Here is a 12,112-nt window from a genome sequence, read left to right as displayed (position 1 = left end):
ATCTTTGTTCATTATACCAAATCGACAGATAAATGAAAAGGGTTATTTACTGAATTCCGTTAATATTAAGCCAGGATTTCTGTCCTCTGTCATACCCACACTCCAGGAATTTACAAAGAGGAGCAGCGGATTTCCCTTAAGATCAGTAACTTTTTTCATATCAGAGGTTCCAATGATCTTATCCACTTTTACTTCTTCTTTATTTGCAATCCAGCGAATATGTTCATATGGAAGTGTTTCCAGACGGATATCTACATTATATTCATTTTCCAGACGATATTTCAGAACATCAAACTGCAGGACACCTACAACACCTACAATAATTTCTTCCATACCGGTATTAAACTCCTGAAAAATCTGAATAGCACCTTCCTGCGCGATCTGATTGATACCTTTAACAAACTGTTTTCTCTTCATAGTATCAATCTGACGGACTCTCGCAAAATGTTCCGGTGCAAATGTAGGAATACCTTCGAATGCAAACTTTTTACCGGGTGCACAGATTGTATCTCCGATGGAAAAGATACCCGGGTCAAAAACACCGATAATATCTCCGGCATATGCCTCATCTACCACATGGCGGGATTCTGCCATCATCTGCTGCGGCTGAAGCAGACGCATCTTTTTATCACCCTGCACATGATATACTTCCTGGGAAGCGTCAAATTTACCGGAACAGATTCTCATAAATGCGATTCTGTCTCTGTGTGCCTTGTTCATGTTTGCCTGGATTTTAAATACAAACGCTGAGAAATCATCATCCATGGGGTCAATTTCCCCAATATCAGACACTCTCGGAAGCGGTGATGTTGTCATCTTCAGGAAATGTTCCAGAAATGTTTCCACACCGAAGTTTGTCAGCGCAGATCCGAAGAATACAGGTGTCAGCTTACCTTTGCTTACCAGCTCCTGGTCAAAATCTGCACTTGCGCCGTCCAGAAGCTCAATCTCGTCCAGAAGCTGTGCTTTCTGCTCCGGATCCATAATCTCATCTGCCCGGCTGTCACTTAACGGGATTTCCTCGATCACACCTTCTTTGGTACCTTTCTGTGTATCAGAAAAGGTAAGTATTTTCTCTGTATCACGGTCATAAACACCGCGGAATTTCTTACCGGAACCGATTGGCCAGTTAATCGGGCAGGTTGCGATGCCAAGTTCTTTCTCAATCTCATCAAGAAGGTCAAATGTGTCGTTTGCATCACGATCCATCTTATTGATAAATGTAAAAATCGGGATATGGCGCATTACGCAGACCTTGAACAGTTTTCTGGTCTGTGCCTCCACACCCTTGGAACCGTCGATTACCATGACTGCAGAATCTGCTGCCATCAGTGTACGGTAAGTATCCTCCGAGAAATCCTGATGTCCCGGTGTATCCAGAATATTAATGCAGTAACCATCATAATGGAACTGCAGAACAGAGGAAGTAACGGAAATACCTCTCTCTTTTTCGATCTCCATCCAGTCTGACACTGCATGGCGGGCTGTTGCCTTACCTTTAACACTTCCGGCAAGATTGATTGCTCCGCCATACAGCAGGAATTTCTCAGTCAGTGTAGTTTTACCTGCATCCGGATGGGAAATAATGGCAAATGTTCTTCTTTTTTCTATTTCATTCGTATACTTAGACACGTTCAGCCTCCTGTTGCGCTTTTTTATAATTGTTTACATAAAACACCGGCAACAGCCGGTATCAGTTACGTTTTCTATTTTTTTACAGCATTCCTATTCTAGTATATGCACCTCTTTTCTGTCAAGATATATGTTCGCATATTCATATCAAAATATCAGTCATAAATATCAGTTGTATCGATTGCGGTATCCTCATATGGCTGTGCTGATGTTTCGCTGTCTTCCTCATACGAAGTATCTGCTGATGTTTCATCTGTCTGTGTTGTATCTTCTGCATCTTCACTCTCCTTCAGTGGGGTGATCACAATATTTTCTGGCGCAATTCCTGTTTTCCTTTTTACAATATCTTCAATCTGTGCTCTCTGTGCATCAGAAAGTTCTGCTTCAGGGATCACAACATCCGCAGTTTCTCCGGTAAGATTTACAACTACATTCTTAAAGCCCTTCGCCTCCAGCAAAAGCTCTGCTGCCGCTTCTTTTTCTGAAAGGTCTGTCATCGAGACCATCGTATGTATTGCCTCCTGCTTCTCTTCATCATCAATTTCTTCATTATTGATAATGTCCTGCAGATCTGCCTTGTTCTGTGAGCGCACCTGTTCTCTGCTGATCTTTGCCTGTGCGGCAAATCCTGTAGAACCCGTAAACACAGCCTCCCCGGGAGTATCCGTTTCCTGACTGTCTGTAAGACTATTATCAGTCAGACCTCCATCTGCCTGATTTTCATCCAGAAGAGCAGTTTCATCTGTAAGATCATATCCTGCATCTTCAAGGATACTGCTGCTGTCCGTACTTGCCTCCTTATCCCTGAATCCAAGATCTACATCCGCAAAGTTCAGATATCCTGCCACTGCAATCAGAATTGCCAGCGATGTAATAATGACCTGATTTTTTCCGATGACTTTTTTCACATTTATCTCCTCATTTCATTTTCATTATTCTAATTCTATGAGCATCCACCTGAAATAATGCCATGACCGCCTCCTGAATATTTTGGACCACTACAGGATTTCCTCCGCCTTCCGCAGAAATCAGAACACCGGTCACCTGTATGGTTTCTGAATTATAGAAGCTCTGCCTGTCTTTCTTCTCATCTGTCATCAGGATAACCTGTACCTTTCCCACCCCTTCCGTATTTTCAAGAAATGCTTCAAGTTTCTCTTCCAGAACACTTTTTTGCATATCTTCACTCTGCTCTCCTGCCGTATTTTTCTTTTGCTGCTTACTGGATACAGGCATCGCCGCTACTGCCAGAAGTACTCCGATGAGCAACAGGATTCCCCATTTTGCCGGATTCATTTCGGACAATCTGGATACAAATTCTGTTTTCTTTAAGTCCCCACTCTTCCACCAGCGCATCTTTAAGCTCCTTTCTCTCCTCCTGAGAAATTTCTGTCTTCAGTACAAGGTTTGCCTGCGTCTCCTCCCCTTCTATATTTACTTTCACCTTATATACTTCTATGCCTCTTTTTTCCAGAGTTTCCCGGATTTTCTGTTCCAGTTCCAGTTCGTAACCTTTTTCCAGATAGACTTTCTGAATATTCTGAAATTCCCGGAGTTCTTTCTCTCTGTTTTCTTCAGAAAAATTATCCAGAAAACTTTCCGTCAGTTCCGAACCTTTTCCAAGAATGGAAAATATCGGGGTACTCATCATAAAAATCAGCAGCAGGCCCATAAAAAAGCGTACATATTTCTCATACTTCTGGTCAGGTATCAGATTCAGAACCGCAGTGAAAAAGATATAAAATACTGCCAGATTCCGAATCCATAAATACAGCTCTTCTTTCATATGTTTCCTCCGGCAATCTTTCTGTCAGTTCATCAGGATACAGAAACTACAACTATCAGAAATGTCAGCATGCAAAGTACTTCTGCTGTCAGCAAAAGCTTTAAAAGCATTGCACATCCCTCCCCCATTGTACTCAGGGCTCCCACAACTCTTTTGTCAGAAATTGGCTGTGCAATCGCAGCCAGAAAACGATAAACCAGAGAAAGACTTCCATAATGGATAATCGGTCCTGCTCCAATCAGCAACAGAAGGATCACGATTACTGCGCCAAAACTGTTTCGCACCATCACTGCACTGGTCAGCACTAATTCTGTTACAGCGGTCACTGCATTTCCAATGCCGGGAATCACACTCGCTGCCTTGCCAACAGCAGAACGCTTCATGGCATCCATCACCGGGCTCACCATATTCCGCACAATCTGCAGACCAACAATAGCTCCCAGAAGAGTTTTCAACCCCCAGTTTACAGCTACATCCAAAAGTTCTGCCATTTTTGTAAGCATCTCCTCTTTTGACAAATAATTAACCATTTTCAGAAGCAAACTCAGGTTTACAGCAGGCAGAAACAGATTTGCAAGAAGCCACTGAACCGCCCAGATCATCAACAAAATCCCTTCATAAAATGCAGCAGCCGTTGATGATCCGGTTGATGCAGCCACTGTCATAAAATAAGCCGGAGACAGAACTTTCATGAAATCCGTCAGTCCAAGAAGCCAGTTTGTAAGCGTACTTCCAAGCCTTGAGAAATTCTCCATAAGCATTGTAAACAGCGCAAGATAGACAATATAAAAGCTGATACTGCCAGCCTGTCCGTTTCCGAAAACATCAGCAAACTCTGCCAGCACCGCTGCAATAAAAATCACAAGTAAAAGTTTCAGTATTAATCCTTTTTCATTCTCTATATCCGAAAAAAAGAGACTGTACAAAAAGCTCCGTACAGTCTCTTTTGAAACAGGCTCCTCCCCGTTTATGATATTCATCAGTGCTTCCCTGACAGAAAAAACATGGTCATCCATAATCTCATCCAACATTTTCTGCACATCATCAATCTGTATCTCTTCCATTAGATTCTCCTGCAGGATCTGTACTGAAGAATCTTCTTTCTGTTCTGTCTGCGCAGCGGCATATACGGATACTATATGATTCTGAAAGAATGTAAGATATGACACTCTTCCTACCAAAAGTATACATGCCAGTATACACCAGTAACCTTTCCACAGATCTGCCTGTTCCCTGATACTTCTCTCTTTATCCTGCCTCATATCATAAACTCCGAAATCGTATCCAGAATTGCCAGCAGTACCGGCATACTCAGAACCATCACAGACAGTTTACAGAACAGGTCGATCTGTGTTCCGATCATCTGATATCCGGCATCTTTGCAGATTGCAGATGAAAACTGTCCGATATATGTAATCCCGATAATCTTAACCAGAACTGTGAGATAACTGCTGTCTATGGGGAAGCTTTCTCTCAGCCTGTTCATGGTTTCAAACAGATAAGAAACTTTTCCTGCTGCAAGACCAAGAATCAGAAAACCCGTCATCATGGTCACAAGTGCAGCAAATTCCGGTCTGGTTTCTTTTAGAATAAAACCAAGCATCATTCCGCAGATACCCATGATTGAAACTTTCACAATATCCATGCCATTCAAACCTCTTTCTGTTCTGTCAACTGCCATAACAGTTGATTTGAAATCACAGCACAAACAACTGCTGAATACTTTCAAACAGTTCATAAATATATGGAACAATCCAGAACAGCACCATCAGAAGCCCCGCCAGGCTTACCAGAAATGCCTGTTCATCCCTTCCACTGTGTTTCAGGATCTGGCAGAGAACAGAAACCAGAATCCCTACTGCAGCGATTTTAAAAATAAGACTTACCTCCACAGTCTCTCCTTTCCGGCTTCTGCTGCCAGATATAGCAAAACAGTAATCTACACAGTAAAGAAACAGATTATAAATACATGCTCACCAAAAAAACACAGCCACAAATATTCCGCCCAGTATTCCCATACTGCGGTATAATTTTCTTTTTTCACAAAAATCTTTCCTGAGTTCCCTGATCGCATATTCTGTTTCCTTTTCCATCAGATCCATCTGTTTTAGCTGCATATCCAGTCCAAGATAACCAAGCTGATCTCCCAGTGAATAAAATCTGTCTCTCTCTTCCTGCGAAAGACAATCCAGATCCAGACACTTTCCGGCCGATTCTCTGAAGATTGTCCCAAAGGAATCCCCTGTTTTTTCTTTCATTTTCTGTGCCGTAAGTATAAAAAATTCTCTGTACTTCCCTTCCAGTTTCCCGGAAGCACCTGTAAAGGCATCGTACAGAGATTTATTTCCATAACGTATTTCTCCTCTTAGGAGGATGATCATCCGTAAGATCATTTCCATCATCTTTTTGCGTCTGCCAAGTTCATTGCTCATGGCAAAACCGCAACCGACACCGGAAATTACAATTACACACAATCCTACTGTTCTAAGCATACTTTTCCATTTTCATCTAATACAGCTTTCAGACATCCTGCCTGATCATTTTTGTCCAGGATAATATAACGTTCAAATACTTTCTCGCCCATAAGCTTATAAAAGAATGGCTGATCCAGAACATCCTCCAGACAGCTTCCATGTGCAGTCGCAATCAGCTTACATCCGCAGTGGATTACTGAGTCAACTGCCTTGAAATCCTCTTCACAGCCTAACTCGTCCACTGCAACCACATCCGGTGACATGGAACGTACCAGCATCTGCATACCTTCTGATTTCGGACAGCAGTCCAGCACATCTGTACGCATTCCCAGATCATTCTGAGGAATTCCCTGATAACAGCCTGCCAGCTCACTTCTCTCGTCCACCACACCTATTGTAAGACCCTGAGTATTTGCCCATCCATTACTGAGCTGCCTGATAATATCTCTGAGCAGCGTAGTCTTTCCACACCTTGGCGGTGAAATGATCAATGTATTTGCAACCCATTTCTCTGTACGGATATAAGACATCACCTTATCCGCACATCCCTGAATCTCATGTGCCAGACGGACATTGATGCAGGAAATATATTTCATTCCCATGATCCTGCCCCGATCCAGCACTACCTTTCCGGTCACACCTACTCTGTGACCACCCTGAACACTGATAAATCCCTGTCTGATCTCATCCTCATAAGCATACAGAGAATATCCTGTGACATATTCCAGTGTTTCTTTCAGATCTTCCGTTGTCACCAGATACTGTTCCTGGCCCGGTTTTCGCAGAAAACACTCTCCTCCGTCATAAGTTAAAAACAACGGGCGCCCTACACGAAGGCGTATCTCATATAATTTATCATAATCCAGCTTCGCATCCATTAAAAGATTCCGGATATTTCCGGCAAACAGGTTTTCAATCTGCTGCGCTTCTATATGTCTCACCTCTTTACACTTAATATATGTGGACAAACCGATTTTAGTACTCTTCCTGATAAGACTCTTCCATTTTTATCAGATTCAGCTTCAGAACCCGGTCTACCACATTTCCTGCATACCCCCTGTACGCATAAGCTCCTGATTCAAAGAGTACGTAAAGTTCATCCCCCTCTACAACAATCTGCTCGATCATCTCAGGCATTCTGTATGATCTTGCAGAATTTTCATTGACATACAGACGTTTATCCGACTGTTCATAAAAAACAATCCTGGATGGCAGAATACCAAAAGAATGAGACAACAACAGCTTATCGTTATAAAAAGCCATTCCCTGTGCCTGTTCTGATATTGTAGAATAATCCAGCGGAACCGCCATTTCAAACATCATGCCAAGTTCCTCATTAAAAGTATTCACCAGATCACCTTTTGAATCCACCGCATATCTCGCGATGGTGCTCTCTGTATATTTGTTAAAACATCCTACATACAGGCACCCCTTATAGAAAGTCATAAAAGAATCTCTCACGATTCCATAAAGACTACATGTCTGATTTACCTGCACAGGCATATGGTTATCCGCATAATTATAGTCACGCAGCACATCCATCTTAATGCTGATCGCCTGTGCGATTCCATTGGTATTTGAAGAATACCACAGCATATCATGTTCCTGATCATAGGCAAGTCCGCCTACATGAGGCAGACCTGGCAGGACTACCTCTTTGATAAATCTGTGAGTTTCTTTGTTGATCACATAAATAACAGAGTTATGTTTTTCCGTATGACAATAGGCACTTACAAGTACATACTCATCGGTCACTGCAAGTCCCTGAGGAGTCATGGAAGTACATACCGCCTGTTTTGTACCCTCTGCATTCAGGAATGTTCTTGTATATCTCAGTCCGGGAATAATATAAGTTCCGTACTCTTTTTCTTTTTTTCTGCCCTCAAAGGCAAAGGTATTTAACTCCTCCTGCTGCGACAGCATCTGTATCTGTCCGCGTAATGAATACACTGCAGCATCCTGGTTGGTTACCGGATATTTTGCAGGAGGTTCCGTCTTACCCCTGTATACGAAAGCATATCCCCAGAAAGCCAGTCCAAGTGCCAGTACTGCTACAAGAATCTTCACTGCCAGTCTCCGGATTTCTTTCTTCGTTTGTCTGTTCATGTCTTACCCAAGTATGATGTCTTCATATTTCCAGTTGATTTCCATGGGATTCATTGCCCATACTGCTCCACTGTAACCGTCTTCCATATCAAGCAGCATATGACTGCCTTCATCCATGGATATAGTCCTCATGTCTCTGGAAAGCCCCTCACCGGTCCATTTGATATAAGCTTCCCTCAATACCCACTGTTCAAAAAATTTCTTTTCCACATTTATATCTGAGAGAATTTCGAGATACTGTTCCCGGGGTACCATACGTCTGAGCATTCTTTCATAATTGGCTCTGCAATGAATCTGCACATCAATTCCAACCTCCTGATCAGCCAGAATACATACCACATATTTTCCGGAATGACTGATATTATAATGCAGGGACGGACGATAGGAAAGGAATGGTTTTCCATGTTCTCCCTCTGCTCTGGGTTCATTGTACAGATTGATTCCATATTCTTTTTTCAGTGCGATTTCCAGAAGTTTCTCTGCGATCATATGCTCCATATGTGCGCCTTCATATTCTTCCCGTATTTTTGTACAGTAAATAATTCCTTTATTCATAGGCCTGTCTCCTCAAGAAACCGGGAAGGCTCCCGTTCCTTCTCATACTGGCGTTTCACATAGGCAAGCACCAGCTTCTTTTTCGCCCTGGTCATCCCTACATAAAACAATCTTCGTTCTTCTTCCACTGCTTCTGCCAAAACCGCCTTGCGATATGGAATGCTTCCTTCATTAACATTCAGAATATACACAATATCATATTCCAGACCTTTTACCGCATGGAGTGTGGATATAGTCACTCCTTCTTTTTTATCCTGCTGTTTCCTTGCCTGTTCATTCAGGCGCTTCGTATATTCTTCTATGTAAGCCTGCCACTTCGCCAGGGTTTTCATGCCTTTTGCACTCTCATGGATCCGGTCCAGGGTCTCAAGCAGTTCCTCTGGTTTTATTTTACGATACTGTGCATATTCACGCAAGTATTCTTCGAATCCCATTCCTTTTCTGATAAAATTAATCGCAGCAAAAGGGGAAAGAGTACCAAGAATCCTCAGATGCGTTTCCAGTGTGGTAATCCTGTCGCACATCCAGTCTTTGTCTTTATAATATTCCCGAAGTTCATTAAAATTAATCTGCGAACTGTTCAACGCTTCTCTGGAAATATAGCGATTTGGCCGGTTCATGATCTCCAGCAAATTCTTCCTGCTCCTGTCTCCTGCTGCCATTTCAAGATAAGCCAGAAGCGCACGGCAGATCCAGTGGCGGAAAAGATTGGGAAGCTGTTCTTTCATTGTAAAAGGAACCTGATATTCCATCAGCACATTGATCAGACCTTCCGATTCCTGATTTGTACGAAGCAGGATTGCCGTATTCAGCAGATCCTCGCCGCGCTCCATTCTTTTTTTCAGTGCTGCCACCACGCACATATACTCTTCTCTTGGATTATCAAATTCCTTGCACGTCACAGGCATCCCTTCTTCATTTGGAGTATCCAGCTGCTTTTTGAAGCGTCTGGTATTACATCCGATCACTTCCATGGCTGTACGCAGGATATTCTTACTGCACCGGTAATTCACATTCAGAAGGACTGTCTCTGCCTTCGGATAATCCTTTGTAAAATTTAACATAATCTCTGGTCTTGCGCCCCGGAAATGATAGATGGACTGGTCATCATCCCCTACAATAAACAGGTTATTGACAGGTGCCGCCAGCATCTGCAAAATCTTGTATTGTAAGCTGTTGATGTCCTGAAACTCATCCACCAGAATGTAGACAAATTTTCTTCTCCATGCATTCAGGATATCCTGTCTCTGAGAAAAAAGTTCATAACAACAGAGGATCATATCATCAAAATCCAGCTTGCGTTTCGCCTTCAGAGCCTGCTTATAGCCATGAAAAATGTCCCTGAATATCTCATCCGAGCAACAGGATGCATAATAATGCTCCGGAGAAATACAGTTCCCCTTTACGACACTGATTTCCCTGGCAACTTCTTCAATGAAATCTCCCTCCTGAGCCATTTCCTGTCCATATTTCTCAGTCATCTCACGTAGAATACTGAATTTCTCTTCCTCAGAAAGAATATTGGCCGCACTCAGATGATAGGCCGCTTTCAAAATCCCATAAAAAATTCCGTGGAAAGTTCCAAAAGTCACTTCGCTTCTGTTCTGTCCCACGAATTTCAAAAACCGTTCTTTCATCTCTGTTGCCGCTGCTCTGGAAAAAGTTACAACCAAAATAGAAGAAGCCGGTATCTTCCCCTCATTGATCATGTATGCAGTTCTCTCCACAATAACGGAAGTTTTCCCCGAGCCGGGACCTGCCAGGACCATCATAGGTCCTGACAGGTGAGTGATTGCCCGAAGTTGAGATGGATTTCTCTTCATATTTATTTGCTTAATTTCTCAATAGCTGCCTTTACTCGTTTGATTGTCTCGTCTTTACCGATGATCTCCATGATCTCAGTAGCACCGGCCGGCGTCATCTGCTTGCCGGAAACAGCAGTACGCAGAGGCCACATTACATATCCGTTCTTATAACCATGCTCTTTTACAAATGCACTTAATGTTTCAAATAACGGATCATTTGTATAATCTTCCTGTTCTTCCAGAACCGGAAGTACTTCTTTTAATACTGTAAGAGAAGTCTCTTCATTTGTCTTCATTTTCTTATGGCAGTACATGGCGGAATCATATTCCGGTACTTCCTCAAAGAAGTCAATCAGAGCCGGAATGTCAGGGAATGTTTCGATTCTGGTCTGTACCATTCCTGCAATCTTCTTGAAGTTGTAGTCTTTCTTCAGAACTTCTTTCATATACGGAAGTGCTCTCTCATAGAATTCATCCGCATCCATTTTCTTGATATACTCACCATTCATCCAACGAAGTTTCGCAATATCAAATACTGCCGGAGATTTATTGATATGATGATAATCAAATACCTGTACCAGTTCATCCAGTGTAAAGATCTCTCTGTTGTCAGAAGGACTCCATCCGAGAAGTGCCACATAGTTGATGATCGCTTCTGAAACAAATCCCTGATCAAGCAGGTCTTCATAAGAGGAATGTCCACAACGTTTGGAAAGCTTCTGGTGTGTCTCATCTGTGATCAGCGGACAATGTACATAAACCGGGATATCCCATCCGAAAGCTTCGTAGATACGGTTGTATTTCGGAGCTGAGGAAAGATACTCGTTACCTCTTACTACGTGTGTGATTTCCATTAAATGGTCATCGATTACGTTTGCAAAGTTATAAGTTGGGTATCCGTCAGATTTGATCAGGATCAGATCTTCCAGTTCCTCATTGTTTACTGTGATATCTCCGTAGATTACATCATGGAATGTTGTAGTTCCCTCTGTTGGCATATTGAAACGGATTACGTGTGGTTCTCCTGCATCAAGACGACGCTGTACTTCTTCTTTGGAAAGTTTAAGGCAGCGTTTGTCATAAATGGAAATCTCTTTTCCTGCCACAACACGTTTCATACCTTCCAGTTCTTCCTTCTTACAGAAACAGTAGTATGCATCACCCTGTTCTACTAACTGCTGTGCATATTTCAGATAGATTCCCTGTGCCTGACGCTCACTCTGAACATACGGTCCAAAGCCTTTGTCCTTGTCTGGACCTTCATCATGGAGAAGTCCTGTTTTTGCAAGAGTACGGTAGATAATATCTACAGCGCCTTCTACGTAACGTTCCTGGTCTGTATCTTCAATACGGAGGATGAAATCTCCGCCTTCATGTTTTGTAATAAGGTATGCATATAATGCTGTTCTTAAATTTCCAACATGCATTCTGCCTGTAGGGCTTGGTGCAAATCTTGTTCTGATCTTGGTCATAACTTTTTTCACTCCTGAATTTTTTATATATTCAAAATCTGTAAAAAAAGACCCTGCTTAAAAGCAGCGCCTTTCTACTTTCGGGTTTATTATACGTCAGAGGCTTTCTTATTTCAAGTCGGGATGGAGGAAATTTTAAAAAAGTTTGTTATGGAAAGGGACGCATGGGAAGCAATTATGTTTGGGGGCTCAGTTTCGGAACCATTGTAGTTCTAGGCATTTGGAAAGCCGCTAAAAGCATGAGCCGCCCTCTCAAACTCGCTCCGTTGCAAACTCCGCTCA

At 42.5% G+C, this 12,112-nt stretch carries 13 protein-coding genes; all 13 read right to left on the bottom strand.

The annotated features are described in order from the left end of the window. Positions 1 to 42 precede the first annotated feature (42 nt). The 13 genes from I4V44_RS01725 to gltX all read right to left on the bottom strand — a co-directional run bounded on the left by I4V44_RS01725 (position 43) and on the right by gltX (position 11,830). Positions 43 to 1,632: a peptide chain release factor 3 gene (locus I4V44_RS01725; protein WP_026648457.1), complete on the bottom strand. Its 1,590-nt coding sequence runs from the start codon at positions 1,630 to 1,632 to the stop codon at positions 43 to 45. Positions 1,633 to 1,787: 155 nt separating this feature from the next. Beyond that, the gene (locus I4V44_RS01720) at positions 1,788 to 2,540 is read right to left on the bottom strand and encodes a SpoIIIAH-like family protein (protein WP_020994069.1); all 753 of its coding nucleotides are present in this window, start codon (positions 2,538 to 2,540) and stop codon (positions 1,788 to 1,790) included. A 10-nt stretch (positions 2,541 to 2,550) separates the two neighbouring features. After that, a complete protein-coding gene (locus tag I4V44_RS01715; protein ID WP_226839499.1) occupies positions 2,551 to 2,811 on the bottom strand; it encodes a hypothetical protein in 261 nt (86 codons plus the stop codon). A gap of 40 nt (positions 2,812 to 2,851) precedes the next feature. Beyond that, positions 2,852 to 3,418, bottom strand: coding sequence for a stage III sporulation protein AF (locus tag I4V44_RS01710; RefSeq protein WP_008704104.1), 567 nt, complete (start codon positions 3,416 to 3,418; stop codon positions 2,852 to 2,854). Positions 3,419 to 3,450: 32 nt separating this feature from the next. Beyond that, the gene (locus I4V44_RS01705; protein ID WP_196002218.1) at positions 3,451 to 4,680 is read right to left on the bottom strand and encodes a stage III sporulation protein AE; all 1,230 of its coding nucleotides are present in this window, start codon (positions 4,678 to 4,680) and stop codon (positions 3,451 to 3,453) included. Further along, positions 4,677 to 5,063, bottom strand: coding sequence for a SpoIIIAC/SpoIIIAD family protein (locus I4V44_RS01700; RefSeq protein WP_020994071.1), 387 nt, complete (start codon positions 5,061 to 5,063; stop codon positions 4,677 to 4,679). The genes I4V44_RS01705 and I4V44_RS01700 overlap by 4 nt, the downstream gene beginning before the upstream one ends. 52 nt (positions 5,064 to 5,115) lie before the next feature. Further along, positions 5,116 to 5,310 carry a stage III sporulation protein AC gene (gene spoIIIAC / locus I4V44_RS17470; RefSeq protein WP_008704108.1) on the bottom strand — a complete coding sequence of 65 codons (195 nt, stop codon included), beginning with the start codon at positions 5,308 to 5,310 and terminating at the stop codon, positions 5,116 to 5,118. An 81-nt stretch (positions 5,311 to 5,391) separates the two neighbouring features. After that, positions 5,392 to 5,910 carry a stage III sporulation protein AB gene (locus I4V44_RS01690; RefSeq protein ID WP_008704109.1) on the bottom strand — a complete coding sequence of 173 codons (519 nt, stop codon included), beginning with the start codon at positions 5,908 to 5,910 and terminating at the stop codon, positions 5,392 to 5,394. Next, on the bottom strand, positions 5,895 to 6,833 hold the full coding sequence (spoIIIAA, locus tag I4V44_RS01685; RefSeq protein ID WP_118521372.1) for a stage III sporulation protein AA: 939 nt from the start codon (positions 6,831 to 6,833) through the stop codon (positions 5,895 to 5,897). The genes I4V44_RS01690 and spoIIIAA overlap by 16 nt, the downstream gene beginning before the upstream one ends. Before the next feature lie 34 nt (positions 6,834 to 6,867). Further along, on the bottom strand, positions 6,868 to 7,998 hold the full coding sequence (locus tag I4V44_RS01680) for a hypothetical protein (RefSeq protein ID WP_025577324.1): 1,131 nt from the start codon (positions 7,996 to 7,998) through the stop codon (positions 6,868 to 6,870). Positions 7,999 to 8,001: 3 nt separating this feature from the next. Next, positions 8,002 to 8,553: a 4'-phosphopantetheinyl transferase family protein gene (locus tag I4V44_RS01675; protein ID WP_008704112.1), complete on the bottom strand. Its 552-nt coding sequence runs from the start codon at positions 8,551 to 8,553 to the stop codon at positions 8,002 to 8,004. Beyond that, positions 8,550 to 10,376, bottom strand: a complete 1,827-nt coding sequence (locus I4V44_RS01670) for an ATP-dependent helicase (protein ID WP_118521353.1) — start codon at positions 10,374 to 10,376, stop codon at positions 8,550 to 8,552. Before I4V44_RS01670 ends, I4V44_RS01675 begins: the two co-directional genes overlap by 4 nt. Positions 10,377 to 10,378: 2 nt before the next feature. Beyond that, positions 10,379 to 11,830 carry a glutamate--tRNA ligase gene (gltX, locus tag I4V44_RS01665; RefSeq protein ID WP_022380849.1) on the bottom strand — a complete coding sequence of 484 codons (1,452 nt, stop codon included), beginning with the start codon at positions 11,828 to 11,830 and terminating at the stop codon, positions 10,379 to 10,381. Between the last annotated feature and the right edge of the window lie 282 nt (positions 11,831 to 12,112).

The organism is Blautia sp. 1001283B150304_161114_C9, assembly GCF_015668165.1.
Taxonomy (GTDB): Bacteria; Bacillota; Clostridia; order Lachnospirales; family Lachnospiraceae; genus Blautia_A; species Blautia_A wexlerae.
This window is presented reverse-complemented; position numbering and strand designations above follow the sequence as displayed.

What these genes read in the sequence shown, in the direction of transcription:
- I4V44_RS01710 (WP_008704104.1), bottom strand. Translation starts at nt 3,418, where the DNA reads ATGAAAGAAGAGCTGTATTTATGGATTCGGAATCTGGCAGTATTTTAT.
- gltX (WP_022380849.1), bottom strand. Translation starts at nt 11,830, where the DNA reads ATGACCAAGATCAGAACAAGATTTGCACCAAGCCCTACAGGCAGAATG.
- I4V44_RS01705 (WP_196002218.1), bottom strand. Translation starts at nt 4,680, where the DNA reads ATGAGGCAGGATAAAGAGAGAAGTATCAGGGAACAGGCAGATCTGTGG.
- I4V44_RS01690 (WP_008704109.1), bottom strand. Translation starts at nt 5,910, where the DNA reads ATGCTTAGAACAGTAGGATTGTGTGTAATTGTAATTTCCGGTGTCGGT.
- I4V44_RS01700 (WP_020994071.1), bottom strand. Translation starts at nt 5,063, where the DNA reads ATGGATATTGTGAAAGTTTCAATCATGGGTATCTGCGGAATGATGCTT.
- I4V44_RS01670 (WP_118521353.1), bottom strand. Translation starts at nt 10,376, where the DNA reads ATGAAGAGAAATCCATCTCAACTTCGGGCAATCACTCACCTGTCAGGA.
- I4V44_RS01680 (WP_025577324.1), bottom strand. Translation starts at nt 7,998, where the DNA reads ATGAACAGACAAACGAAGAAAGAAATCCGGAGACTGGCAGTGAAGATT.
- I4V44_RS01675 (WP_008704112.1), bottom strand. Translation starts at nt 8,553, where the DNA reads ATGAATAAAGGAATTATTTACTGTACAAAAATACGGGAAGAATATGAA.
- I4V44_RS01715 (WP_226839499.1), bottom strand. Translation starts at nt 2,811, where the DNA reads ATGCAAAAAAGTGTTCTGGAAGAGAAACTTGAAGCATTTCTTGAAAAT.